General features: G+C 53.3%; 23 protein-coding genes. 5 read left to right on the plus strand and 18 right to left on the minus strand.

Features of this window, described 5'->3' with window-relative positions:
• Positions 1 to 21: 21 nt before the first annotated feature.
• From A8990_RS10220 to A8990_RS10250, 7 genes are all read right to left on the minus strand, one after another.
• A complete protein-coding gene (locus tag A8990_RS10220) occupies positions 22 to 1,335 on the minus strand; it encodes a carbohydrate ABC transporter permease (RefSeq protein WP_116188923.1) in 1,314 nt (437 codons plus the stop codon).
• Between the two features lie 5 nt (positions 1,336 to 1,340).
• A complete protein-coding gene (locus tag A8990_RS10225) occupies positions 1,341 to 2,144 on the minus strand; it encodes a carbohydrate ABC transporter permease (protein ID WP_245995938.1) in 804 nt (267 codons plus the stop codon).
• Positions 2,145 to 2,281: 137 nt separating this feature from the next.
• The gene (locus A8990_RS10230) at positions 2,282 to 3,727 is read right to left on the minus strand and encodes an extracellular solute-binding protein (protein WP_245995939.1); all 1,446 of its coding nucleotides are present in this window, start codon (positions 3,725 to 3,727) and stop codon (positions 2,282 to 2,284) included.
• A gap of 99 nt (positions 3,728 to 3,826) precedes the next feature.
• Positions 3,827 to 5,440: a response regulator gene (locus A8990_RS10235; RefSeq protein ID WP_116188925.1), complete on the minus strand. Its 1,614-nt coding sequence runs from the start codon at positions 5,438 to 5,440 to the stop codon at positions 3,827 to 3,829.
• A complete protein-coding gene (locus A8990_RS10240) occupies positions 5,437 to 7,257 on the minus strand; it encodes a cache domain-containing sensor histidine kinase (RefSeq protein ID WP_116188926.1) in 1,821 nt (606 codons plus the stop codon). Before A8990_RS10240 ends, A8990_RS10235 begins: the two co-directional genes overlap by 4 nt.
• Before the next feature lie 561 nt (positions 7,258 to 7,818).
• Positions 7,819 to 8,613 carry a TrmH family RNA methyltransferase gene (locus A8990_RS10245; RefSeq protein ID WP_425463897.1) on the minus strand — a complete coding sequence of 265 codons (795 nt, stop codon included), beginning with the start codon at positions 8,611 to 8,613 and terminating at the stop codon, positions 7,819 to 7,821.
• A 24-nt stretch (positions 8,614 to 8,637) separates the two neighbouring features.
• Positions 8,638 to 9,303, minus strand: coding sequence for a potassium channel family protein (locus A8990_RS10250; protein ID WP_116188927.1), 666 nt, complete (start codon positions 9,301 to 9,303; stop codon positions 8,638 to 8,640).
• A gap of 161 nt (positions 9,304 to 9,464) precedes the next feature.
• Here A8990_RS10250 and sspI point away from each other — a divergent pair, with 161 nt between their 5' ends.
• A complete protein-coding gene (gene sspI / locus A8990_RS10255; RefSeq protein ID WP_116188928.1) occupies positions 9,465 to 9,704 on the plus strand; it encodes a small acid-soluble spore protein SspI in 240 nt (79 codons plus the stop codon).
• Between the two features lie 103 nt (positions 9,705 to 9,807).
• Here sspI and A8990_RS10260 read toward each other — a convergent pair whose 3' ends face one another.
• The 11 genes from A8990_RS10260 to A8990_RS10310 form a co-directional block, all read right to left on the minus strand.
• On the minus strand, positions 9,808 to 10,908 hold the full coding sequence (locus tag A8990_RS10260) for a Gfo/Idh/MocA family protein (protein WP_116188929.1): 1,101 nt from the start codon (positions 10,906 to 10,908) through the stop codon (positions 9,808 to 9,810).
• Between the two features lie 95 nt (positions 10,909 to 11,003).
• Complete coding sequence (locus A8990_RS10265) at positions 11,004 to 12,098, minus strand: Gfo/Idh/MocA family protein (protein ID WP_116188930.1); 1,095 nt, start codon at positions 12,096 to 12,098, stop codon at positions 11,004 to 11,006.
• A 37-nt stretch (positions 12,099 to 12,135) separates the two neighbouring features.
• Positions 12,136 to 12,759, minus strand: a complete 624-nt coding sequence (locus A8990_RS10270; protein ID WP_116188974.1) for a ThuA domain-containing protein — start codon at positions 12,757 to 12,759, stop codon at positions 12,136 to 12,138.
• Positions 12,760 to 12,791: 32 nt separating this feature from the next.
• The gene (locus A8990_RS10275; protein WP_116188931.1) at positions 12,792 to 13,967 is read right to left on the minus strand and encodes a Gfo/Idh/MocA family protein; all 1,176 of its coding nucleotides are present in this window, start codon (positions 13,965 to 13,967) and stop codon (positions 12,792 to 12,794) included.
• Between the two features lie 57 nt (positions 13,968 to 14,024).
• Positions 14,025 to 15,062: a LacI family DNA-binding transcriptional regulator gene (locus A8990_RS10280; RefSeq protein WP_116188932.1), complete on the minus strand. Its 1,038-nt coding sequence runs from the start codon at positions 15,060 to 15,062 to the stop codon at positions 14,025 to 14,027.
• Positions 15,063 to 15,446: 384 nt separating this feature from the next.
• Entirely contained in the window at positions 15,447 to 15,788 is a 342-nt protein-coding gene (locus A8990_RS10285) for a hypothetical protein (RefSeq protein WP_116188933.1), read from the minus strand.
• Between the two features lie 37 nt (positions 15,789 to 15,825).
• On the minus strand, positions 15,826 to 16,281 hold the full coding sequence (locus tag A8990_RS10290; protein ID WP_116188934.1) for a VOC family protein: 456 nt from the start codon (positions 16,279 to 16,281) through the stop codon (positions 15,826 to 15,828).
• Between the two features lie 120 nt (positions 16,282 to 16,401).
• The gene (locus tag A8990_RS10295; RefSeq protein ID WP_116188935.1) at positions 16,402 to 17,991 is read right to left on the minus strand and encodes a peptide chain release factor 3; all 1,590 of its coding nucleotides are present in this window, start codon (positions 17,989 to 17,991) and stop codon (positions 16,402 to 16,404) included.
• Positions 17,992 to 18,009: 18 nt separating this feature from the next.
• Positions 18,010 to 18,639, minus strand: a complete 630-nt coding sequence (locus tag A8990_RS10300) for a cyclase family protein (protein WP_116188936.1) — start codon at positions 18,637 to 18,639, stop codon at positions 18,010 to 18,012.
• A 21-nt stretch (positions 18,640 to 18,660) separates the two neighbouring features.
• The gene (gene zwf, locus A8990_RS10305; protein ID WP_245995940.1) at positions 18,661 to 20,208 is read right to left on the minus strand and encodes a glucose-6-phosphate dehydrogenase; all 1,548 of its coding nucleotides are present in this window, start codon (positions 20,206 to 20,208) and stop codon (positions 18,661 to 18,663) included.
• 139 nt (positions 20,209 to 20,347) lie between these two features.
• Positions 20,348 to 21,124 carry a YwmB family TATA-box binding protein gene (locus A8990_RS10310; protein WP_181909501.1) on the minus strand — a complete coding sequence of 259 codons (777 nt, stop codon included), beginning with the start codon at positions 21,122 to 21,124 and terminating at the stop codon, positions 20,348 to 20,350.
• A gap of 121 nt (positions 21,125 to 21,245) precedes the next feature.
• Between A8990_RS10310 and A8990_RS10315 the strand changes: the two genes are divergently transcribed.
• From A8990_RS10315 to A8990_RS10330, 4 genes are all read left to right on the plus strand, one after another.
• Positions 21,246 to 21,674, plus strand: coding sequence for a hypothetical protein (locus tag A8990_RS10315; protein WP_116188939.1), 429 nt, complete (start codon positions 21,246 to 21,248; stop codon positions 21,672 to 21,674).
• 156 nt (positions 21,675 to 21,830) lie between these two features.
• Positions 21,831 to 23,159 carry a flagellar filament capping protein FliD gene (fliD, locus tag A8990_RS10320; RefSeq protein ID WP_147306794.1) on the plus strand — a complete coding sequence of 443 codons (1,329 nt, stop codon included), beginning with the start codon at positions 21,831 to 21,833 and terminating at the stop codon, positions 23,157 to 23,159.
• A gap of 169 nt (positions 23,160 to 23,328) precedes the next feature.
• The gene (locus A8990_RS10325) at positions 23,329 to 24,342 is read left to right on the plus strand and encodes a LacI family DNA-binding transcriptional regulator (RefSeq protein ID WP_116188941.1); all 1,014 of its coding nucleotides are present in this window, start codon (positions 23,329 to 23,331) and stop codon (positions 24,340 to 24,342) included.
• 30 nt (positions 24,343 to 24,372) lie between these two features.
• Positions 24,373 to 25,197: an ABC transporter permease gene (locus A8990_RS10330; protein WP_116188942.1), complete on the plus strand. Its 825-nt coding sequence runs from the start codon at positions 24,373 to 24,375 to the stop codon at positions 25,195 to 25,197.
• The last annotated feature ends 10 nt before the right edge of the window (positions 25,198 to 25,207 follow it).

The following is a 25,207-nucleotide window of genomic DNA, read 5'->3' on the forward strand; positions in this document are numbered from 1 at the left end:
AAGAAGTTGTAAAACTGGCGTTTACCCTTTGACGCCTGAGAAGGAGACTCCCTTCTCGATATATTTCTGCGAAAAAAGAAAGATAATCAATAGCGGGGTCATGGACACAAAGGAGCTCGCCATGATCATGTTCTGCTGGACGTTGCTCTGATTCTGCAAATCGTTGAGCGCGACCGTGAATGTCCAGTATTTCGGAAGGTTGTTGACGACGAGAGGCCACACGAATTCATTCCACACCGGAATGAACGTAAGAACGGCAACCGATGCGAAAATCGGGATGGACAACGGAATGACGATTTGAGTGAATGTACGAATTTCCGATGCGCCGTCCACTCGCGCGGCTTGCAGGAGCTCCTTCGAGATCTGGTCGAAGAAACCCTTGAACAGGAAAATGATGATGCCCCATGCAGAATGGGGAAGAATCATCGCCAGCAGCGAGTTCACGAGGTGCAGGTCCTTCATGAGCAGATAAAGCGGAAGCAGCAGAGAAATATCCGGGATCATGATGGTCGCCAGGAAAAACATGATCCAGAAAAATTGCCATCTCTTGCTCCGGATCAAATGCGAAAGCGTATAACCCGCCAAGCCGCCGAGCACCATCTGCATGAATACGCACGAGAGCGTCACGATGCTGCTGTTTAGGAAATATTGAAAGAAACCCATCGGGCCGGCAGCGTCTTTCGCCAGCTTATTCAAGGATAGATAACTGTCGAACAAGCGGCTCCATGCCGATTTCTCGACGATCGACGTCACTTTGCCCTTCACAAACGCCGTCGAGCCATAAAACTCGCCGAACTTCGCGGCAAGCGCCGAATCTGCTATTCCGGCCGTGTCTCCCGCGGCTTTGCCGTTATCGCCGTACCACTTGAATTTCGAAAGCTTCTGCTCTTTGATGATTGGAAGCTTGAGATTCATCAAGGTATCGTTAAACATGGCGGACGGAACGACCATCGGCTGTCCCACATGGAAGGAGGACGATGACGTGATCGCTCTATAAATCATTGTGCCGCCTCGAATACCCGTAATCTCAACCTCGCCGATGTTCTCCCGAAGATTCTTCATCCAAGGATACCAGGTCGCTCTCATCGCATCTTTCTCGTAATATACGTTGTCTTGCGGCTCTTGCCCCGTATAATCGATCGTTACCCGTACGGATTGGGGGATGCTGGGCAACCATTTCGGCGGATACGCATCGATGTCCTTATCCGTCTTGAGAGAGGACGAGATCATCCACAGGACGGGAATCAGAGCCGCGAGCGTGAAGAAGACAGTAACCGCGTAAGCCGTAATGCTTAAGGACCTCTGCCCCTTCTCCTTAACGCCTTTTCGTGCCATAAGCTTCAATCCTTTTCCGCGGAAATTTTATTTTGCAATACGGTCAGTAGCGCGATGATGATAAACATGAACATGGACATGGCGCCCGATATGCCGAAGCGCGATTGTTGGAACGCGGTGTTTACAACGAGCATCGACACGACGGTCGTGCTGCCGGCAGGCCCGCCCTGGGTCATGACGTAAATATTGTCGTAGGCGAGCAGCACGCCGGACATGAAGGCGACGAACTGGATGACAATGATAAACCGGATGTTCGGCAGCAGCATGGTCCATATTCTGCGCCAAGGACCCGCTCCGTCGACTTTGGCCGCTTCCAGAATTTCCGTGGGCACCGACTTGATCGCCGAGTAGTAGAGCAGCAAGGAAATGCCGTTGCCGGCGAACACCGCGGGCAGCACGATCGCAAGCTTCGTCATGTTCAAGTCGTTCAACCATAAGTAAGGACCGAGTCCGACGAAATGCAGCCAATAGTTCAGCAAACCGAAATCGGGATTGTACATCCATTTCCAGACGAGAATGCCCGCGACGGCCGGCACGATGGTCGGCAATTGATACATGAACCGGAAGAAAGCGTTCGCCCGGCGAATGTCGCTCAACAGCAACGCCTGCACGATGGGGATCCAGAATGTCAGCCCTAGATACAGGGCAAAGAAAACGAACGTATTAGACACCGCCTGCCAGAACGTGGCCGAAGACAGGAACTCGGTATAATTGGAGAAGCCGACGAACACGCCGGGCGGATTGACGATGCTATAGCGGAAGAAGCTGACGTAAATCATATTGAGCAGCGGATAGTACTTAAACAGCACGTAACAGAGCACCGAAGGAAACAGAAACAGAACAGGCATCCAACGGATGTTAAGCTTTCGTATACTAATGATTTCCACCCCGGCAATAGGATCGGGATCCCCCACGGCATAGGTTCATGGAGAATCCCGATGGTCATTTATTTTTTGAGCTCGGCGTTGTACTTATCGAACACTTCTTTCTGCGCTAAATCCTGTGCGGCTTTAAGCACCGTCAGCGGATCCGTTTTCTCGTCCAGCAGCACCTGTTGAATCGGTTTCACGATGTATGGGCTCAAGCGTGCTTTCAAGAAGTATTCCAAATGCGTGTTGTTGGCCGCTGCCTGCACGTTCGCGACCAGATCCGCCGGCATGCCTTCAATGTATTTCGAGAGGTCGAGATCGCTGCGAACATACAGCAGATTAGGGAAAATGCCGTTTTCTTTGGCAAACTGCAACGTAGCTTCAAGATATTCTTTGGAAGTGAAGTAGGTCGCGTAGGTGAAGGCAGCCTTCTGCTTCTCTGGAGATGCCTTCGGATTCAAGATCCAGTAGTTGCCTCCAACTTGCGATGGCGATATGCCGGAAGGTCCGGCCGGAAGCGCCGAGAATCCGATGTTGTTTAGGTCCATCCCTTTGGAGACCAGTCCTCCGAACCAATCGGAGCCGGCAATCATGGAAGCCGCATGGCCCGTATAGAAGTCCTTCTGGTTATCGTCCAAGCTTTGAACGACGTTCTTCTGAGTCGCTTGATACTTGAACTTCAAGTCCTTGTAATATTGCAATGCCTTAACGACGGCATCTGAAGTAAAGGCTGGCTTCGCCGTTCCGTCCGCTGCCTTCTCGGTGAGATCGCCGCCGGCTTGCCAAACATAATACTCGAAGAACCAGTCCGCCCAGTCCATGCCAAGAATGGCATATCCGTACGTTCCTTTGCCTGGATTGGTCAGCTTCTGCGCGGCGGCTCCGAATGAATCCCAATCCTTCAGGGCGGCTGCCGGATCGATGCCTGCATCGGCAAACATTTGCTTGTTGTACATCAAACCGGTTACATACATGCTGTTCGGCACGCCATAAATTTTGCCGTCGACGGTAGCCGCGTTGAGCGATGACGGCAAATAGCTGGCTTTATCTTCGAAAGAGTTCCAGAGATCGGTAATATCGGCCGGAATGCCTTGCGCGATATACGATTCCATATCCGGATACGGATTCAGGTAGGCATCCGGCTGTTCGCCGCCGGCTACGGCCGTCATGAACTGCTCCCGTTCTTTCTCTTTCGTTTGCTCGACGTGCTTGACTTTGATGTGCGGATATTTCGCTTCGAACACCGCGAACTGGCTTTCCTTGAACGCCTTGTCTAGATCGTCGGCATGCGGTTTATCCCACACAGTGATTTCGACATCCACTTCGGGAGCGGTTTGCGCAGGCTCGGTTTGCGTCGTATCGTTCGTTGCGGCTGGTTCGGTAGCGTTCGTCGCTACAGGTTCATTCGCGTTCGTTGTCGAAGCTGCGTTCTCCGCGTTGTTTGAGCTCCCGCATGCGGAGACCGTCACGGCAGCGGCCATAATTAATGCGAATGTTGCGGATAACTTGGTTGTTCGATTCAACCTGATTTCCCCCTCGAATGGTTTCTCCTTGCAAGTCTTATTGTAGGCTTGTTGGCGGGATCATTTAAGCGAATATCTTAACCGTTACCTATGAATTTCTTAAGATGTCGAGTTCTCCCGGTATTGCTTCGGCGTCTCCCCGTAGCGCTTGCGAAACACGCTTCCGAAATACGCAGGGTCCTCGAAACCGACTCGTTCTCCGATCTGATGCACTTTAAGTTCGGTGTCCCGGAGGAGCTCCGCCGCTGCCCTCATCCGCACCGATGTCAAATAATCAATGAAGCTCTCGCCATACTTCTCCTTGAAACGCTTGGAGAAATAGTTGGGATGAATGTAGAAGCGCTCGGCTATGGATTGCAGCGACAGCTGTTCCGCGAAGTGGATATCGATATATGCCTTCACGGCCTCGGCGATCTCCTTCCCAGTTGCTTCATCTCTTCTGGAGAGAAGCCCGACGATATTCCTTGCGAAGCCGTTCATCCTTTCCGCAATTTCGTGCCAGTCCGTCACTTGCTGCAGCCAGCGCAGCAAATCGTCCATCTCGCCGATCGTCCATTCGGCATCGGCCGCGTTGGAAAGCAGAAACCGGTTGAAAAACAGATAGAGGTCGACGCAGAACCATTCCGCCTGCACGTAAGCGGAATTCGGATCCTGCACGATAGAGCCGATCCGGCGTTCCAACCAACGGTACACCTTGTCCGTTTCCAGTTTTTTCAGCCAATCCTCCAGCATTTTGATGTCTTCTTTCCCGATGATCGACTTTCGGTTCGCTAGCATCGCGGACATGCCGTTCGCCGAATAGATACGGTTAGCTCCATGCAGAATGGCGTTCTTGGTCAGCTGCTTAGCTTCGCGGTAACTTTCCTGCACCTTCTTCAGCTTGTCATGGTACGGACCGATGCCGACCGTCAAGCCGAGTTTTAAGTAATTCCGGATACCGTACGAAATCACTTCCAGAATCGATGAGACGGCAGACCGCTCTTGCCCCTGCCCGAGACCGAGCACGTAGACGAGCTCGAAGCGATGCAGAGAATGGTGCACGAGCACCCCTTGAATGCCTCCGGTCCCGAACCGTTCCGTCACGATGTTTTTGACCGCGAACCATAGCAAATCCTCCTCACCAGCCCCGAAGGAATGATGGGGCAGCCCGAACGGCTCCAGGCGGAGCACGACCGCGGTGAATGAAACACAGTCTTGAGCAAGCGTATCAAGCGCGCCGTCCTCGACCGATACGTCCTCTTCCTGCAAAAAACGGGTCAATGCTCCTTGTCTGGCCGTCTCGTGGCTCGATTCTGCAAGCGCTTTAAGAGATTCGACCATTTGTACTCGATTGTTCTCCGTTTCCTTGCGCTCTATCAAGCCGGACAACACTTCGAATAGTTCGTTATCCTCCAGCGGCTTGAGTAAATAATGGCTCACGCCGTATTTGATAGCCTGCTTGGCATATTCGAAGTCGTCGTACCCGCTCAGTATGACGTATTCCGCCCGCGCCTCGGTTTCTTTAGCCATACGGATGAATTCGAGACCGTTCAATGCGGGCATTTGAATATCCGTGATTACAATGTCCGGCTGCGCCGTGCGGATGAGTTCCAAGCCCGACAGGCCGTCTCCTGCTTCCCCGACTACAGAAACCGGCAAGCCGGTTTGACGAATTTTATGTACAATGCCTTGACGGATAATCGGCTCGTCGTCCAATACGATGAGTTTCATCATTCGTTCCCTCCTTGGTGCAGGCTGGGTTTGATCGTAATCGTAAAAGAAGTACCGTATTCTTCGTTGCTATGGAATGCAATGCCAAAGTCGTCACCGTATAGCAGCCGGATTCGTGTCTGCACATTCAGGAGGCCGATCGACGACCGTTCTTCCGGCGGCTCTCCGTTAATCGCTTCTTTCTGCAGCAGCGCGCGCAGCCAATGCTGTCTGTCATCGCCGATCGGCTCCCCGTTGTTCCAGATATGGATCTGCACGCAGCCTCGTTCGTCTTTCGTCGCCTCGACCCGGACGGAACCGCCTTCGACGCATCGGCTGATGCCGTGCAGGATGCTATTCTCGACTAACGGCTGAAACAGAAGCTTAGGAATCGCCGTTTGTTCGAGGCCTGGCTCCAAGTAGATGGAATAGTCGAAACGGCTGTCCAAACGAATTTTCTGGATGGACAAATATAAACGGATTTGCTGGATTTCCGCTTCAAGCGTCGAGATGTCTTCTCCGCTGATGTTGTAGCGGAACATCTTCGCAAGCGAACGGCTGATAAATGAAACCCGGCTGTCTCCGTCGATGGACGACAGGCTGTCAATGATGCCTAGCGTATTATAGAGAAAGTGAGGATTGATCTGCGATTGCAAGGATTTGATCTCAGCGTTCTTCTTGACGAGCTCGGTCTCGTAAACTTTAATGATCAGCCGGTTGATTTCCTTCGCCATTCGGTTGAACGACGCGCTTAGGTAGCCGACCTCGTCTTGGCTGCGGACAGGCAAACTGATGGAATAGTTGCCGTATTCGATTGCTTTCATTCCTTTGCTGAGCTCCTTAAGCGGTGTAATCGTGCGCGAGGAAAACAAACTTGCCAGCAGCATGGAGACGAGCAGGCTGAGCGAGCCGATGATGGCGGTCCTTTTCGTGAAATCGTTGACCGGCTTTGTCAGCAGGCTCACGGGAACTTCGCAGACGAGCAGCCAATCGGTGCCTTTGAGCGGCTCGTAGAGGACCAACAGCTCGTCCTTTTGTCGTTTCGTGTAGAAGTGCCCCCCTTCCCCCTGGCCGATCTTCTTCAATTCGCTGGGGGTCAGCAGCACGTCGCCCCTCTCCTCTTCGTCGAGCGAATGAACAATCGTACCGTCCTTCATTTGCACGATGTACGTCTTGTTCGCGCGGTTTCCCTCTACTTCCTCGAACCATCGGTTAATCGTGTCTGGAGACAGATCGTACAGCATGACGCCTACGATCGGTCCCGGCGAAGAAAGCGAAATGCTGCGGATCGCCTGCACGAACGCAAGTGTGTTGACGGGTTGCTTGGAGACCAAGTCGTAGGTTTTCGACGGCACCCAGATCCCTTTGCCGTTGCCTTGCACGGCGATGTCGGTCAGCCGGGGCGTTTCCGCCTGGAATGAGCTCGGTATTGCCGCGCCGACCCTCATCGAGAAGCCGTCCAGCTGGGCAATCATCACGTTCGAAACGATCGGATTCTCGTTGATGAAGTTAAGGAATTTGCCCATGTAACTGCTTTGGGCATTCGGGTCGTTGCCCATATGCATGACAAACTTCTGAAAGTCGAAATCCCCGAAGTAATTCCAGGCAAAGGACCGCACGTTACTCAAGTAAGCGTTAAGGGTGGCCGCAGACTGCTGCGTCAGACGCTCCATCGTTTCTACGGAATCGCGCTTCAGGTTCGCCGAGGTCCGATAATAGAAATCCGCAACGAGCACCGAAACCGTCAGGACGATGATTAGGAAGAAAGATAGGAGCATTTTGCGGTAGATGGACCGACCAAAGTAGCGGAAAACGAACACAAAGATTGACAGCGCTTTCAAAATACTCCTCCTTTCAGGTTTTCGAATGTATATCCGATTTCCATATTATCATGTTTTTCCTGAAACCCGTCTCAGAAACTATGAAAAAACTAACCCTTTTCTATGAAAAATGAAGTTTTAACTCTTCTGCCTTTTTTCCACGGACGTAAGCCAATCGCCTCAACTTGAAAAAATAAAACTCGGCTGAAAAATTAAAAAGGCTGCCTGAAGTAACAGGCAACCTGACTGATTAATCAATCTGATTAAGCATGTGTAGCTTTCTTAGACGTTTAATATTTCCCCCGATATCGTGCATTTTGAGTCCCCTCCACTACACTTTATGTCAATTGTTGTTCTAGGTTTGTGACAACTTGATTTTTAGCTCTAAATTAGCAACTACTAAATAACCGTTTCTATGTAGTGGGATCTGCTTAATTAAAAAGTCCTGATATATCAAGGGTTTCTTGACTATCAGGACTTACTAAGTTGTGCCAAGCTATGTTACAAATCGGTGCCAAACAATGTTACAACTAATAGTGCCAAACTGAATTACAACTCACATGATAACTGGTTTCGTAATTTCTACCCATACCGCCTCTGCCGCATCGCTTCATACAACAGCACCGTCGTCGCCATCGCCACGTTAAGCGACTCCGAGCGACCATGCATCGGAATAATGATTCGCTCGTCAACTTGAGCAAGCGAGTCCGCGGACAGCCCTTGCGACTCGCTGCCCATGAGCAGCCAAGTCGGCCCGCTCCAGTTGTAGCCGTAACAGGTCGAAGTCGCCTGCAGACTTGTCCCGACTAGCGTGATGCCGCGCTCCTTCGCTTCCGGCAGCAGCTGCGCCAAGTCGCCTTCGATGACCGGCAGGTGGAAGAGCGAACCCATCGTCGAGCGCACCGTCTTCGGGTTGTACAGGTCAACGCACCCTTGCCCGAGAATAACGGCATCGGCGCCGACAGCATCCGCGCTGCGGATAATGGTGCCGACATTGCCGGGATCGCGCACGCCATCAAGCACGATGACGAGCGAGTCCGGCTTGAACAGCGCCGACGTACCCGGCATAGGCTTCGCGACCACGCCGAACACCGGCGGCGGCGAGTCCGTCCCTGTGCACTTGGCGATAATGGCCGGCGTGGCCTCAATCAGCTCGCAGTCCGTCTGGCTCAGCAGCGTGCGCAGCTCTGCAGGGATGCCCCGCTCGATGTCGATGACAATCGTCTCGACATCGGCTTCCGCCAGAAGCGCCTCCTGCACCAGATGCACGCCTTCCACGATGAACCGTCCCGTGCGGTCGCGGTGCTTCTTCTCAAGCAGCGCCGCCATCGTTTTCACTTTTTCATTTTGCAACGAAGTAATGCTCGTCATTCGCATGTTATTCATATTTCCCAAGTGGTCTCAGCCTTCCGCATAATCAAGCTCTAGTTTTGAAATATCCTTGCTTCTGCCTGCAATAACAAGCACATCGTCCTTCTCAACCCAGTCATCGTCAAAAGGAGCAATGTTCAAATCCGCGCCGGACTTAATCGCCAGCACATTGCATCTATAATTCGCCCGAATATCGAGCTGCTTTAATGTTTTGCCAACCACTTCAGCCGGAGCCTTCAGCTCCACGATGCTGTACTCCTTGGAGAGCTCAATAAACTCCAGGATGTTCGGGGACACTAAGTTATGCGCAAGCCGAATGCCCATGTCGCGCTCAGGGAAGACGATCTTATCCGCGCCGATCTTGCTCAGCACTTTGCCGTGCAGCTCATTCTGCGCTTTCACGATCACCTGCTTCACGCCAAGCTCCTTCAGGATCAGTGCAGTCAGAATGCTCGCCTGAATATCTGCGCCGATAGCGACAACGACCACGTCGAAATTCCAGATGGCGAGCGAACGAAGCGTATCTTCATCGGTCGTATCTGCTGCAACCGCATGGGTAGCCCAGTCCGACACATCCTGAATGATTTGCTCGCTCCGATCGATGGCAAGCACATCATAGCCGAGCTGCATGAGCGACGTTGCCACGCTGGAGCCGAAACGCCCCATCCCGATTACCGCAAACTGCTTTTTTCCCAAGCTGTCGTTCCTCCCTGACCTGATGTACACTTTCGCTTAGTATAGCACAATTACCGAATTTATCCGAATGAGCAGCCCGCTGCAGCCAGCATGAAATGACGCCTCGCAGGAGATATTAACAGTCGAATCTGCAGTAATGATCTAAAGATGGAGGGATCAGATTGAACAATCTTGATTTGCGGCAGGCAATCGTACGTCGGGTACAAAATAAAACGGGTGAGGAACTGACCGACGTCATCGAAAGCTCCATCGGCAATGATGAAAAAACACTTCCCGGGCTCGGGGTGCTGTTCGAGATGATATGGCAAAACAGCGAGAAGCCTGATCAGGAGCGCATGGTTGGGGTGCTGTACAATGGGCTGAACGGCGCGGATGAGAGCGCACCGCCAAGTCCAAGCTAACTTCAATTCCATTCAAGTTAATTCCATTCAAGTTAAAGCCACACAACAAAAACAGCTTGTCCTTAGGACCCACTTAGGTCCACGGGACAAGCTGTATTTATGGTTACACAGTCGGTTCGCTCTCGAGAACCGGCATTGGAGCCGGACGCTCGCAAGTGCTCTCCATCACGTAGTGCTTACCACCCTTGGAAGCATCGTGGAAGCCATGCATCGCTTCAAGCACGTGGAAAGCCATCGCGCCATTGGCGCGGTGCGTACGGCCTTCAACGATTGCGCGCGCCATGTCCGCTACGCCGATACCGCGGTTGTTATCCGTGTGACCGTGCGTGAGCTCAATTTCTTGCCATTCATCGGAGCCCAGCTTGCGAAGCTTAACCGGACCGCCGAACGTGTTCGGATCTGGTACAAGAATCGAGCCTTCGCTGCCGTGAACTTCGATGTTCGGAAGCGAAGTACCTGCTTTGGTATCGAAGCTTGTAATGAGCGTGCCCACTGCGCCGCTGTGGAAATCAAGTACGCCGGCGATATGCGTAGGCGTCTCAACTGTAATGACTTTGCCGTTCTTCTTCTCGCTTGTAATCGTACGCTCAGGGTACGAGATAACTGCGGAGCCTGTCACTCTGCGGATCGGGCCGAGCAAAGTAACGTAGGCAGTCAAGTAGTATGGACCCATATCGAACATCGGACCGCCGCCAGCTTCGTAGAAGAACTCCGGATCCGGATGCCAGCCCTCAGGGCCGCCGCCGAGCATGAAGCCTGTGATCGAGACAGGCGTACCGATCGCACCGTCATCAATCAGCTTACGGCAAGTTTGGATGCCGCCGCCGAGGAATGTCTCAGGCGCACTCGCAACGCGAAGACCTTTTGCAGCTGCCAGCTCCAGCACTTTCTTGCCTTCTTCGCGAGTAACCGCAAGCGGCTTCTCTACATACACGTGCTTGCCCGCTTCCAGCGCCTGCAAGCAGACCGATGCGTGAGCCTTCGGAATCGTCAGGTTGACGACAATCTCGATCTCAGGGTCAGCCATGAGCTGCTCTACTGTATATGCCTTCTCCAGACCAAACTCTTCCGCACGCTGCTTTGCACGATCCAGATCGATATCCGCCGCAGCAACAAGATCAATTTCCGGGTACTTCTTTAAGTTTGTAAAATAAATTTGGCTGATATTACCGCAGCCTACTACGCCGACCTTGACTCGTTTCATCCTCGTATGCAGCTCCTCTATCTATGTAGTCCTGTATTTGCAAAGAACAGCCTGCCCGGGGCAAGCTGCTCTCGTTTCATTCCTATAGTGTATCGTTATTTGGACTGTGCTTCAAGCGCCGGCATCGGCTCAGGACGCGTGCATGTGCTCTGCATTTCGTAATGCTTGCCTTCACGGGAAGCATCGTGAATGCCGTGCATGGCTTCGAGCACGTGGTACGCCATTGCGCCGTTCGCACGGTGCTCGCCGCCTTCGCGGATCGCGCGCGCCATATCCGCAACGCCGATACCGCGGTTGTTGTCCGTGTAGCCATGCGTCAGCGGAATCTCTTCCCAATCGCCGCCTCTGCGGCGCAGCTTCACGACGCCGCCGAAGCCGTTCGGGTCTGGTACGAGCAGCGTGCCGAGACTGCCGTGAATTTCGATGTTCGGCAGCGAGGTGCCTGCCGCAGCATCGAAGCTCGTCAGCAAGGTGCCGATCGTGCCGTTCTCGAAATCAAGCACGCCGGTAATGTTCGTCGGCGTTTCCACTTCGATGATCTTGCCGCGCTTCTTCTCGCTCGTAATCGTTCTTGTCGGATGCGAGATGCGCGCCGAGCCTGTTACACGCTGAATAGGACCAAGCAGCGTAACGAATGCAGTCAGGTAGTAAGGACCCATATCGAACATCGGACCGCCGCCGACTTCGTAATAGAACTCAGGGTCCGGATGCCAGCTCTCATGACCGCCGCAGAGCATGAAGCCCGTAGCGGACACTGGCGTGCCGATTGCGCCATCATCAATGAGCTTGCGGCAAGTTTGGATGCCGCCGCCGAGGAATGTCTCCGGCGCGCTTGCAACGCGCAGCCCTTTCTCTTCCGCGAGCTTCAGCACTTGCTGGCCTTCCTCGCGCGTTACAACGATCGGCTTCTCTACGTACACGTGCTTCCCGGCTTCAAGCGCCTTCAAGCAGACGGATGCATGCGCCTTCGGAATCGTCAGGTTAACGACGATCTCGATCTCCGGATCGGCGAGCAGCTCATCCACCGTGTACGCCTTCTCCAAACCAAATTCCTCGGCGCGTGCTTTCGCGCGCTCGATATCGATATCCGCAGCAGCGACCAGCTCTACCTCCGGATAGTTCTTCAAGTTCTTGAAATAAATATGGCTGATATTCCCGCAGCCGATAATGCCTACTTTAACGCGATTCATGGACTTTCATTCCTCCTCTATCTCTTTGTTATATCTCTTACTTCGTCGCCCACAGGAAGCCGCGGCGCATCAGCTCAAGCGTTTGCGGCATAGCCACAATGTTCGCCTGATGGCCGAGCGAGTTGTAATACACGCGGCCTTGGCCCCATGTTTTCGTCCAAACGATCGGCATCTTCACATCGTCAAACGATGTCGTCGCGTGTACTTTAACGGCCGGGTCAACGTGCATGTAGTACTTCTCCGTGCGAACCTCGAAGTCGCCAATGCCGCTCGTCAGCGGATCATCTTCGCTCACCATGTTGACGTCGTAGAGCACGCCGTCATTGCCCGGATGCGCAACCCACTGACCGCCAACCATGAATTGATATTCAACTTCGTTGCGGAACGAGTCGCCCATACCGCCGTGGCAGCCTGCGATGCCGCAGCCAGCAGCAACTGTGTCCAGCAATGGACGAAGCTGCTCTTGCGTAATCGTGCCCATCGTCCAGATCGGTACGATCAGATCGAGCGAAGCCATGAGCTCCGCATCCTTATAAGCATCGAGCGTATCGGATACGACGACCTCGAAGCCCTCTTCCTTCAATAAGCCTTCAAAAATTTCTCCGACTTCCTTCGGCTGATGACCGTCCCAGCCGCCCCAAACGATAAGTGCTTTTTTCATAATCACGTTACCATCCTTCTAATCAAATTAGGTTAGCGCAGCTCCGAGATCGAAACCCAGCGGCGTTCTTCAATCGACTTATCGACGGCTTCCAATACGGCTTGGCACTCCACGCCGTCCACGAAGTTCGGCACCGGCTGGCGATCTTCTGCAATCGCAGTCATGAACTCATGAATCTCATGCGTAAACGTGTGCTCGTAGCCAATCGTATGACCAGCTGGCCACCAAGCGTCGCTGTAAGCATGTGCAGCGTCTGTCGCGATAACGCGGCGGAAGCCTTGTACGTCATCCGCATCGTCCGTGAAGTACACTTCAAGCTCATTCACGCGCTCAAAATCAAACTTGATACTGCCCTTGCTGCCGTTAATCTCGAACGAGTTGGTGCAGCGGTGGCCTGGCGCGAAGCGAGTCGCTTCGATGCTGCCAAGCGCGCCATTAGCGAAACGAGCTAGGAACAGCGTTGCATCGTCAACGGTAACTTGGCCGCGCGGTGCGTCTATGTCGCCCTTCTTGCTAAGTCCAGTTGTAAGCTCGCTCGACGCAGCTTGCAGCGGACGCTCCTTGATGAACGTTTCGCTCATGCCGATAACCTCTTTGAAATCGCCAACGAGGAAACGAGCCATATCAATAACGTGTGCGCCGAGGTCGCCGTGCGCGCCGGAACCGGCAACTTCCTTCTGCAAACGCCATACGAGCGGGAACGAAGGATCGACGATCCAGTCCTGCAGGAAGAATCCGCGGAAGTGATAGATCTCGCCAAGGCGGCCTTCAGTAACGAGCTTCTTCGCCAGCTGAACCGCAGGCGCGAAACGGTAGTTGAAGCCGACCATATGCTTCACGCCGCCTTTCTCGGCCGCATTCAGCATCTCGATCGAATCTGCGAGGTTCAGCGCAAGCGGCTTCTCGCAGAAGATATGCTTGCCCGCTTCAGCGGCAGCAATGGCAATCTCTTTATGCGCGTCGCTTGGCGCGTTAATGTCAACCAAATCAATATCGTCACGGGAAACCAGCTTCCGCCAATCTGTCTCCGCTTCCTCCCAGCCGAACTGTGCGCGAGCCTGCTCAAGGCCGACTGCGTCACGTCCGCAAATAACCGCCATCTCCGGGCGAGTAACCTTCGGGAAGAACATCGGAAGAGCACGATAAGCGTTGCTGTGGGCTTTCCCCATAAATTTATAACCAATCATACCGACACGAATTTTGCTCATCTTCTCATTTCCACCTCTCAAGCGAATTTGTTTTACCTTGGACCATTAGTCAGAACATTAGTCGCGAGTTGCCAGAGATACTTGGGATGAAGCACGTTCAATCAGTTTTACAGGCAGCTTGATTTCAAAAGGAGCAGGCGGTTCGTTCTCCGTCATTGCATCGAGCAGCCGTGAAGCCGCTTCGCAGCCGACCTCGTAGAACGGCACGCGGATCGAAGTCAGCGGCGGTTCTGTCATCCGCGACACATCGGAGTCGTCGCAGCCGACAAGCGCTAGATGCTCGCCAATCCGAATGCCAAGCTCCTTCAGGCCTTGCATGAGCCCAATGGCCATTCGATCATTCGCGGCAATAACCGCATCCACTTCGCCGCTCTCCACCAGCTTTGCAACCGCTTCCGCAAGTCCGTATCCGCTCTTCCGGCTATAGTTGCCGACGAGCACATGCTCCGGATTATACGGCAGCCCTGCTTCCTTCAGCGCCTGCTGATAGCCTTTCAGTCGATCTAAGCTGTTCGAATACTCCGCCGGACCGTTCAAGAAACCAATCCGCCGGTAGCCTTGTTTCACAAGATGTTTGCCTGCGTGATAGCTCCCCATTCGCTGATCGGCGTCTACGGTGCAGAATGCTTCGCCTTCGAAACGCTGGTTGACCAGGCAGAACGGATACTCGCCGTCTCTTAATTCCTGCAGCGCCGCCCGTTCGGAAGGAATGTCCTGCGCACCTAAGATGATGCATCCGTCAATCTTCTGCGTTCGAAACAAGCTGGCGTAATCCCTCGGCTCATGGGGTTCGCGGAACAAGAGCAGCAGATCATAGCCCCGCTGTTTAGCCGTCATCCCAATGCCGCTTAACACTTCGGAGAAGTAGTACGTAGAGAAGAGATTCACTTTAGGCAGCATAGGCAGGATGACGCCAAGGTTGCCGCTCTTTCGCAGCGCGAACCGCTGTGCCAGCGCATTCGGAACATACCCCAGCTTGTTCGCCGCTTCGATCACTCGTCTTGCTGTTTCTTCCTTCACGTTATCGGCACCGCTTAATACACGCGATACCGTCGCTTCCGATACGCCCGCAAGCTCCGCAACTTTTCTACGAATAAGCCCTTCCTCCCCTCCGTGTTACTGGAAATGTACACGCGTACATTTTCTCATGCACAAAAGCGCCTGTCAATATGCAACATTGCGACGTACAGGCTCGAGTTGGTGTGTTGTCTTCAGTGGATTTATCCATTACACGACGGCTAAATAAGCCGAAATCGCTCTCTATATTTGATATATCCACTCATTGTCGCTCGAAATTCCCCGTTACTACCCTTCCAGCCGAAATGTATTGGAAAAATCCAACATAGCCTTGAAAAACCGCATGATTCGAGTAAAATAAGTGGATTTCTCCCACATAGCACTCGATATGCCAGCCGCTGGTTTGAGCATAGAAAAACGCGCCAGCTCATGGCGCGTGGCGCGTCTCTATCTTTCTAGAAATCAGAAACTGTTGGGATGCGGAGGGTGAGGCGGGCGAGGAGGCGGAGAGATTACGTCCCTGTCCTTCGCGGCGCTTACCATCAGCAGAATCGCCGTAATGATATGCATAATCATGCCGACAACAGGAATCCAGGCGACAACCGAAGTAATAATGCCGAGGATGCTGCCGTGCTTCGGTTTCTTCTCGATCGAGCAGAAGACAAGCGTGACGATATGGAGCACCAGCATAAAGAACAGCGGCGTCCATGCCATGGAAATAACGAATAGTCCTCCAATGATCGGGATGCCCAGAAAAACCTCAATCCCGCCAGAAACCCATTTTAGAATGCGCGATACCGACATCTGTAACGTTCTCCTCCGCTCTAATCAGTTCAAACATTTATTTATGACCGAGTTGTTCCGCCAACCCGATCAGAAGTCCTTCGCCACCACGAATGTAGCAAAGCTTGTACGAGTCTTCATACCGAACCACTTCCCCAACGAGTTGGGCACCATGCTTCTTGGTCAGCCTGGTAACCAATTCGTCAATGTTCTCAACGGTGAACATGACGCGTAGATAACCGAGGGCATTCACAGGAGCCGTCCGGTGATCGGATATAACAGGCGGGTTGAGAAATCGCGAAAGTTCAAGCCGGCTGTGGCCATCCGGGGTAATCATCATCGCGATCTCTACACATTGTGAACCCAGCCCGGTTACGCGGCCAGCCCATTCGCCTTCGACCGTAGCTCGCCCTTCGAGCTTCAAGCCAATCTCCTCGAAGAATGCGATTGCGCTCTCAAGGGATTCTACAACGATGCCGATATTGTCCATTCTTAGTAATTTATTGTTTTCCATCGTTATTCTCCCTGTATGTACAATTTGGGTTAACATGGCAACATGGCTATTTAAAAAAAGCCGGTCAAGGACGCATCCTTAACCGGCTGTTTGTTCCGTTCATCCGCACAGCAGCGATAATTAAGGTGCCATCTCCAAAAACTTGGAAGTAGGGTTCTTATCCATTGCCGTACGCATCGCGTATTCGTTCTCGAATAGCGCAACGTAATTATCTTTCTTATCCTTCACAAGCGTGGAGTTGATCCGGTACTTGGAAGGATCGATCTTGTCATCCACAATCCAGCGGGCGAACTGGAACGTCATCCGGTGCAGCTGAATTTCTACGCCGTACTCGGCACGCATACGGTGCTCGAATACTTCGAATTGCAGCTGGCCGACAACGCCGAGAATCGTCTCTTCGAAACCGCCTGTCGAGTGGAACACTTGGATCGTGCCTTCCTCGGTCAGCTGGTCGATGCCTTTCTGGTATTGCTTATGCTTCAAGGCGTTCTTCACCGTTACTTTGGCGAAGATCTCCGGCGAGAACGTCGGCAGCTCGTCGAACACGATTTCGCTGCCCTGCGACAACGAATCGCCGATCCGGAAGATGCCCGGATCGAACAAGCCGATAATATCGCCCGGATACGCATTCTCGACGATATCGCGATCCTGTGCGAGGAACTGCTGCGGCTGCGACAGCTTGATGTCTTTGCCGTTGCGCACGTGGCGTACGCTCATGCCGCGCTCGAAGCGTCCGGAGCAAATACGCAGGAATGCGATGCGGTCACGGTGCGCCGGGTTCATGTTCGCCTGAATCTTGAATACGTAGCCCGAGAACTTCTCGCTCATCGGATCGACTTCGCCGGACGTGCTCTGTCTTGGCGTTGGCGACGGTGCCAGCTGCAGGAAGTTCTCCAGGAACGTCTGTACGCCAAAGTTGTTCACCGCACTGCCGAAGAACAGCGGCGTAAGCTCGCCTGCGCGCACTTTATCGTAGTCGAACTGATCGCCCGCAACGTCAAGCAGCTCGAGATCTTGAATCAGCTGATCCGTCAGGTAGTCGCCCGCCATTTCGCGGATATGCGGATCGTTGTAGTCCGCTACCTTCTGTACCTCAATCGTCGAGTGGTCGTTGCCTTGGAACAGCTCAACTTGATTCTTCATCCGGTCGTAAACGCCGCACAGCTCGCGGCCCATGCCGATCGGCCAGTTCATCGGAACGGCGCGAATGCCAAGCACGCGCTCCAGCTCTTCCATCAGCTCGAACGGGCTCTTCCCTTCGCGGTCGAGCTTATTGACGAACGTGAAGATCGGAATGCCGCGCTTGCTGCACACCTGGAACAGCTTGATTGTCTGTGCCTCGACGCCTTTCGCGACGTCGATCAGCATCACCGCGCTGTCCGCTGCAGTGAGCGTACGGTACGTATCTTCGGAGAAGTCCTGGTGACCAGGGGTATCCAGAATGTTGACGCGGTGACCGCTGTAGTCGAACTGCATAACCGAGGACGTAACGGAGATACCCCGCTGCTTCTCGATCTCCATCCAGTCCGATGTCGCGTGGCGGCTCGCCTTACGCGCCTTAACGGAACCCGCTTCGCGGATCGCGCCCCCGAACAGGAGCAGCTTCTCTGTCAATGTTGTTTTACCCGCATCCGGGTGAGAGATAATGGCGAACGTGCGCCGTCTCTCGACTTCTTGCTTTATTTCATCCGCTATCGTAAGTTTGCTCATCGTTATTCCCTTCGTCCTTTACATGCCGCCAATTAAGAAAGCGCGGGCAGGTGCCGCATCAAGACCTTTCAATTTAAGCGGCGCGATCGCCATAAAATAAGTGCCGGCAGGTACTTCCTTCAGGCGCAGCCCTTCCACAATAATGACATTATTGCGCATCAGCGTGCGGTGTGTCGGAAATTCCGGCTGCGCGCGCTCGATGCCGAGTGCATCCGTACCCAAACCTCGGATACCGTGCTCGACCAAGTAGCGTGCGCCGTCTTCCCGCAGGAAGACGAAATCGAAATCAAATTGTTCGGTGAACGAGTTGCGTGTCTTGAACAGGACCCATTCATTCTTCTGAAGCGCCAGCGGCTCCAGGTCCGCACGCGTGATGAACTGTTCGCAGTGCGTCAAGTCAACAACGCGCGCATAGCCGACCAGCTGCTCGAGGCCAATCGTCTCGATCGTTTCGCCATCCTTCAGCATATGCAGCGGCGCATCCACGTGCGTCCCGTTGTGCACATCCATATCGAGGCGCGATTCATACACCGCTTGGCCGTTGTCGTGATTGGAAACGTTCGTGATCTTCGGAACCTTCGATCCGGTGTTGTTAAACACTTGCATCGACGGCTCAATCGTCATCGAGATATCGTAAATTTTAAACATCGCATCTCCGCCTGTCTAAGGTCACTTCGGTCCGCCCGAAATCCAGATGACATTGTCTTCAGCCTGGCCGTTCACCGGCCACCAGTGGAAACCGTCTGCTGCGAGCAGCGCATCGACGCTTGCCGGACCCCACGAGCCTGCAGGATAGAGTTGCAGCGTAGAGCTGTCTTCGCGCCATGCCGATGCGATGCGGTCAACGAACGACCACGCCTCCGCCACTTCGTCCCAACGGGTGAAGTACGTCGATTCGCCGCGAGCCGCGTCATAGATGAGGCGCTCGTAAGCTTCTGGCGTATTGATGCCGATCATGCAGCTTTGGCAGAATTCCATCGATACCGGCTGAACGACGTTGTCGACGCCGGGCTTCTTCGCATTGATTTTGATATAGATGCCTTCCATCGGGTTCACTCGAATAACGAGCAGGTTCGGCGCCAGATCGTGACGCTGCGCGAACAGCATGTTGTCCGGCACGTTCTTGAACTCGATGACAACCTCGGTCGTCTTCACCGGCAGGCGTTTGCCTGTACGGATGTAGAACGGTACGCCCGCCCAGCGGAAGTTATCCAGGTACACGCGCGCGGCAAAATACGTCTCCGTCGTCGATTCCGGATTAACCGAATCCTCTTGACGGTAGCCGCTAAGCGGTTTGTCGTTGTTTGCGCCTTCGCTGTATTGACCGCGAATAACGTGCTGGTTCACCTCGGCAGCCGAATCGAAAGGACGAAGCGAACGAAGCGCTTTGACCTTCTCGTCGCGGAGATCTTCTGCATGAAGTCGGCTAGGCGGCTCCATCGCGATCATCGCCAGCATCTGCATCATATGGTTCTGCACCATGTCGCGCAGAGCGCCCGACTTATCGTAATAGCCGCCGCGCTCTTCGACGCCGACCGTTTCCGACAGCGAGATCTGGACATTGGCAATATGTTTATTGTTCCACAGCGGTTCAAAAAATGCATTCGAGAACCGCAGCACTTGAATGTTCTGCACCATTTCCTTACCAAGGTAATGGTCAATCCGGTAAATTTCCGACTCCTCGAATACTTGGCTCAGCTGCTGATTCAGCTCGCGAGCGGATTCCAGATCGTAGCCGAACGGCTTCTCGATCACAAGGCGATTCCAGCCCGGCGACTCCAGAAGTCCCCCGTCGCGCAGGTTGAACGAGACAGGCCCGAACAGATTCGGCGCAAGCGCCAAGTAGAACAGACGGTTGCCCGGAATATTGAATTTCTCGTCAAGCCCTTTGCTAAGCGCAGCCAGCTCACGGAAGCCGTCGACATTGTTAATGTCGAGCGACATGTAGACAAAATGCTCCGCGAAACGTTCCCACAGCGCAGCGTCGTCAGCTTTGTAACGGCAAAACTCGCCGATCGATTCATGCACGTCAGCGCGGAATTGTTCATTCGTCCGCGGTCTGCGCGCAAGCCCGACGACAGCGAAATTTTCCGCCAGCTTGCCTTCCTTATATAAGCTGAAAAGCGCAGGAAACAGCTTCCTCCGCGCTAAGTCGCCTGTAGCTCCGAACAAATAATAAACCGCACCCTCTGCGGCAATCGTGTCATGTTTGCTCACTTCGGTCTTTTCCCTCATTCTCTGTTATGTATTTTCATACAAGTACTGGTATTCTTCAATTTATGTTAGTTTAGCATATTGAGCCAGTAGATGCTATTCATCCACCGATAAAAAATCGCCCCAACAAAGGCATTATTCCTTATTGTTGCTCCGTATAATCGCCCGTGATTAGTGGCACGCCAATGATGAGTTCCCGAGCCGTTGTGCCAGTCGTCAGCGCGTTCGCAATTTGCAAATTCACCTTCTCCGCTCCGCTCTGCACGCCGCTTTTAAGCGACTCGCTGTAATACGTCAAGCTGGACGTATGGCTGTCATCGTACGCTTCGATTTCCTTCGCTTTAGCTATCGCGGCAAGTCGATCAGGCGCATCTGCCTGCACCATCTCACCCCTTACTGTAAAGCCGCCCTGCACGAGCAAACCAGCATCAATCGCCGCGTGCTCTACCTTCTCAACCTCCTCTGAAATCTCCTTATTGCCTGTACCTCGCACCGTATCCAGCAGCAGCACAAGCTCGTATGGAGAATTAGAGGAATCGCCGTCCAGCTGGCCAGCCGGCTTCGAACGGACCCATAGCTTCAGCCGATCCGCATCATTGGTCGCCGTAATATCAACAGGCGCGTCACCATCCAAGCTGGATGGCAGCGCGAATCCAAGTGAAGCGGCAAGCTGCTCGATCCCCTCCGCCTTTCCCCCGCCGTCCCATCGGAATGACCAGTGTGCCCCTTCCGCTCCGCCTGCATACGAATCACTGCTCCATTGCCACACTTGTTCGAAATCATGCGAGAGCGCAAGGGTTGTACCGCTCGATGCCGGTATGTTTCGGTTATGCCATACGGTGAAGCCAACGAGGATCAGCAGGAAAATGACGACGGCGAGCATGCCGCCTCGCGATTGACGGCGTCGATAAGATTGCATCTGCAAACCCGCTCCCTCCATAGAAACTTATATCCTTACGCGCTGTAGGTAAACATCCATACGCAGCTACCTGTAGGTGAATACACTGTCACAGGAACCCAAAGGGGAGGTGTCATCGAAGTTGCAACCTATATATCCACTTAATGAAGAGACGATTAAACAGTTCTGCGGTATGCCTGTCTGTGTCGTCACGAACGAAGGCACGCGCCATGTCGGTATTCTTAGCCGATGTCACGGCGGCCGCATCATGCTTAATGAATCGGAAGCAGGCACGAAGCAGCAAACTGTGGGCCATACAACGGTAGGTCAGCTAGGCAAAGTAACGAACACGAAGGTGAAGAAGAAAAAAGGCGGCAAGCCGGGCAAAGCGGCGGTAGAGGGCAAGGCACATAAGTCTCAGTCCAAGGAAGCCGCGCAGACGCAAGCTTACTATCCTTACGATCCGTACTACAATGGCGATCCTTACTATGGGGGCGGATTCAATCCATTCTTTGGCGATGCGATTGCGTTCGATCTGGCGTCCCTCGCATTTCTGTTCCTGCTCATATAATTCGGCATCCAAAGCCCATAACCTTCCGCTTAAGGCTTCGCGGCGCGGGTTGAGGGCTTTTTCATTGCACGCTGTCAGCGAGAGGAACAATCGACAGACTGGTAAATTTTATTTAAAATATAGAGTGAATGAACATTGCGATCGGAGGGGATTGCTGTGGTTCTCCCTTACTCTATGCCTGCGATATATGGAACGGTTCGTCCGTCATGGGAGCCGATTCAGCCCGTCGAGCGGTACGCGCTATATCCCCGCTCGGGCCAAGGCTATATGTCACTGTTATCACAAAATGTGAGGAAACAGGCGGCAGCATCGATTCCCGCACGAAACAGCGTGGGCAGCTTTACGCTCCCTAGGCAGGCGCGCGCCGTACTACAGGCCGCCGCGGACAGCTCGGCAGCTTGGCTTGCGCAGAGCAGCAAAGTAAGCGCAGCTTTGTCCGATATTCGAATGAAGAGCAAATCGGCATTCGAGCAGCGGACGGTGAATGTTGAAGGGACAGGCAGTGCTCCTACCCAGGGCGATGCTGCTGCTGGTGCAGCTCGTACGGATTACAACGTCCAAGTCGCTTCGCTAGCGAGGTCGCAGCGCAATCAAGGCTACGAGCTGACCAAGAACGCACCATCCGTTATTAACCCTGACGTGCACCTATTCACGCTAAAGGCTGGCGGGCAGACTCGATCACTGTCTACGGTTATCAGACCCGGAGATACGAATGCGACGGCGCTCGGCCGGCTGCGTGACAGCATCAACAGCGCTAGGCTAGGCGGCGTTACCGCATCCGTGCAGGAAAATCAAACGAACGGTACGGTTAAGCTTGTCGTGGATGCAGGAGGGATAGGAACGGAGCATGCTTTCTCGCTTCAAGATATGCGAGGCAGCATCATTTCTTCGAGCGGCGCAGATCGGGCTGCTGTAAAAGCCTCGAACATGAATGTTCTCGTAGACGGCAAAGCCTATGAATCTGACGATTCGAATGATATTGCGCTTCAGCAAGGCAAAGTGCGAATCTCGCTGGACGAAATGGCCGCGCCTGCTGATTTTACGATCAAGGTGCGAAATAATAACGAGGCACTGAGCGGTCAACTGCACGCTGTACTTAATGAAGTAAACACGCTGCAAGACACGTACAACGAATCAAGCTGCTTGAATCCGATGCTGAAACAGCGTGTGAATGACGTGCTGCGAAGCCCGGAGCTTGAGTCGATCGGCATCTCGCAGACGAAGGATGGCAAGTGGCAGGTCGATGACGAGAAGCTGAGCACGGCTATGGAGGCGGGACCGGACGAGGTCAGCCGGATCATTAACGGACGTCACGGGCTTGCGGCAAAGCTGCAGCAGACGCTTGACGAGCTATCGGAGCTGCCGACGGAATCGCTGATCAGCACGAAGGCAAGCGGCTTTCAGTCATTTACGCTTTACCGCGCTTCTTCGAGCTCCTACTTACAACTTCCGCTCGGCGGATTGTTTGTCAATTCTTTTATGTAACGACTAGAATGCGAACCGTAATGAAGGCTGTCGCTGTTCCTAATGGAACCAGCGGCGGCCTTTCGTCGTTTACATGATCTTATTTTGTAGTTAACAACGGGCAAACAGTAGCACGTTATTTTATTCATGTGGGAACGGTCCCACATCAACGCGGGAAGGGGCAGCAGGATTGGACTATACGATTAAACAGATCGCACAGATGGCCGGTGTTTCCAAGTCCACCGTATCGAGAGTGATATCGGGGAACGGTTATACGAGTCCGGAAGTGCGCGGCAAAGTGCTTCAAATTATTGAAGAGTTGCAGTACAAGCCCAATGCGGTGGCCAGAGCAATGGTCTCGCAGCGGACGAACAACATCGGGGTCATCATCTACCGGAGGGATTATCCGATCGTCTCTCATCCTTTTTACGGGAAGATACTCGATGCCATCATCAAGACGGCCGCCAGCCTCAATTACTCGATCATCGTCACGACCGATTACGATCTGTCGGTGCGGGCCGCGGATTTCATGCTGGAGAAGCGTGTGGATGGACTCATTCTCATCAGCCGGTTTCATCAGAATGTGATCGACTATATCAAGCACTTCAATGTGCCTTACCTCATGGTGAACGGTTCAACGGATGTGGAAGGCGTGATCCATGTGGTCAATCAAGATGAAGCCGGAGGACGGCAGGCTGCTTCTTATCTGTGCGGCTTAGGACACCGGCGCATCTTCACGATTGCCGGTCCCCAGACGCATCGCAGCCACTATTTGAGATTGAAAGGCTTCAGCGAACAGAGGGAAGCAGAGGGCTTGCATCCTGATTCACAATCGATTACCTATGCGGATTCCTCCACGTTTGATGAAGGCTACCGGATGATGCAAGACAACTGGCCGCTATTCGCCGCTGGACAATATACCGCCGTCTTCGCCACCAACGACACCCTTGCGCTCGGCGCGATGAAGTTTCTCATCGAGCATTCCGTGCGCGTTCCGGATGAAGTATCGGTCATGGGATTCGACGACGTTGATCACGCTTCGATGTATTTCCCCTCTCTAACGACCGTCGCAGTCGAGAAAGAAGAGATGGGGAAAAAAGCGATGATCGTGCTCGATAAGCTTATCCGGCAGGAGCCCGTCATGCAGCAGGCTATTGAATTCGAACCGAAGCTGGTTCTTCGGAAGTCCACTTCAAGTAAATGATCCTCTTACGAAAGGAGAGCTGTAACTTTCATGCGCTGGTATTTTAGAGCCGTAGGGGCTAAACGAATTATCGCCTTCATCGTTCTTGCTTTGTTCGTCATATTCTTTCTGGGGCCATTATTGAATCTGCTTATTCTCGCCTTTACCGGTAGATGGAACTATCCTGACGTTCTCCCCCATGAGTGGTCGCTGAAATGGTGGACGTTCGTCTTCCAGCAGGAGGACATCGCGAATTCAATGGGGCTGTCCTTCCTGATTGCTGCAATTGTTACAGGCTTGTCAATCGTGCTCTGCATTCCTGCTGCTTATGCGTTTGCCAGGATACGGTTTCCGCTAAGCCGCTTCTTCTTGTTCTCATTCCTGCTGACGCATGCTTTTCCGAAGATGGGGCTTTATGTATCGATTGCCGTGCTCTTCTACAAGCTCGGGCTAATGAATACGCTGGCTGGCGTCGTGCTGATCCATATGATTAACGTGCTCATGTACATGACCTGGATTCCGACGGCTTCCTTCCGCAACATTCATGCTGCTCAAGAAGAATCCGCTCGTGACGTAGGCGCAGGACCGTTTCTCGTCTTCCGCCGCATCACGCTCCCGATGGCGATGCCCGGCATCTTGGTCGCTTCGATCTTTACCTTTCTGAACTCGCTGGATGAAGCGCAAGGCACGTTCCTCGTCGGTATTCCGAATTACAAAACGATGCCGATCGTCATGTACTCCATCATTAGCGATTATCCGGCTTATGCAGGCGCTGTATTCTCGATCATTCTGACGGCACCTACCGTCATTCTGCTGCTTGCCGCGCAGCGGTTCGTCAGTGCGGACGTCATGGCGAGCGGCTTCCAGGTCAAATAAAGGAGGACAT

The sequence above is a fragment of the Paenibacillus taihuensis genome (assembly GCF_003386535.1).
In the GTDB taxonomy this organism is placed as follows: domain Bacteria; phylum Bacillota; class Bacilli; order Paenibacillales; family Paenibacillaceae; genus Paenibacillus_Z; species Paenibacillus_Z taihuensis.

Excerpts from the sequence above, each read along its gene's own strand:
- A8990_RS10300 (WP_116188936.1), bottom strand. The coding sequence starts at position 18,639 with ATGTTTAAAATTTACGATATCTCGATGACGATTGAGCCGTCGATGCAA.
- A8990_RS10310 (WP_181909501.1), bottom strand. The coding sequence starts at position 21,124 with ATGCAATCTTATCGACGCCGTCAATCGCGAGGCGGCATGCTCGCCGTC.
- A8990_RS10270 (WP_116188974.1), bottom strand. The coding sequence starts at position 12,759 with ATGAAAAAAGCACTTATCGTTTGGGGCGGCTGGGACGGTCATCAGCCG.
- A8990_RS10220 (WP_116188923.1), bottom strand. The coding sequence starts at position 1,335 with ATGGCACGAAAAGGCGTTAAGGAGAAGGGGCAGAGGTCCTTAAGCATT.
- A8990_RS10245 (WP_425463897.1), bottom strand. The coding sequence starts at position 8,613 with ATGCGAATGACGAGCATTACTTCGTTGCAAAATGAAAAAGTGAAAACG.
- A8990_RS10275 (WP_116188931.1), bottom strand. The coding sequence starts at position 13,967 with ATGAGCAAAATTCGTGTCGGTATGATTGGTTATAAATTTATGGGGAAA.
- A8990_RS10285 (WP_116188933.1), bottom strand. The coding sequence starts at position 15,788 with ATGTCGGTATCGCGCATTCTAAAATGGGTTTCTGGCGGGATTGAGGTT.
- A8990_RS10290 (WP_116188934.1), bottom strand. The coding sequence starts at position 16,281 with ATGGAAAACAATAAATTACTAAGAATGGACAATATCGGCATCGTTGTA.
- A8990_RS10265 (WP_116188930.1), bottom strand. The coding sequence starts at position 12,098 with ATGAATCGCGTTAAAGTAGGCATTATCGGCTGCGGGAATATCAGCCAT.
- A8990_RS10295 (WP_116188935.1), bottom strand. The coding sequence starts at position 17,991 with ATGAGCAAACTTACGATAGCGGATGAAATAAAGCAAGAAGTCGAGAGA.
- A8990_RS10330 (WP_116188942.1), top strand. The coding sequence starts at position 24,373 with ATGCGCTGGTATTTTAGAGCCGTAGGGGCTAAACGAATTATCGCCTTC.
- A8990_RS10235 (WP_116188925.1), bottom strand. The coding sequence starts at position 5,440 with ATGATGAAACTCATCGTATTGGACGACGAGCCGATTATCCGTCAAGGC.
- A8990_RS10260 (WP_116188929.1), bottom strand. The coding sequence starts at position 10,908 with ATGAAACGAGTCAAGGTCGGCGTAGTAGGCTGCGGTAATATCAGCCAA.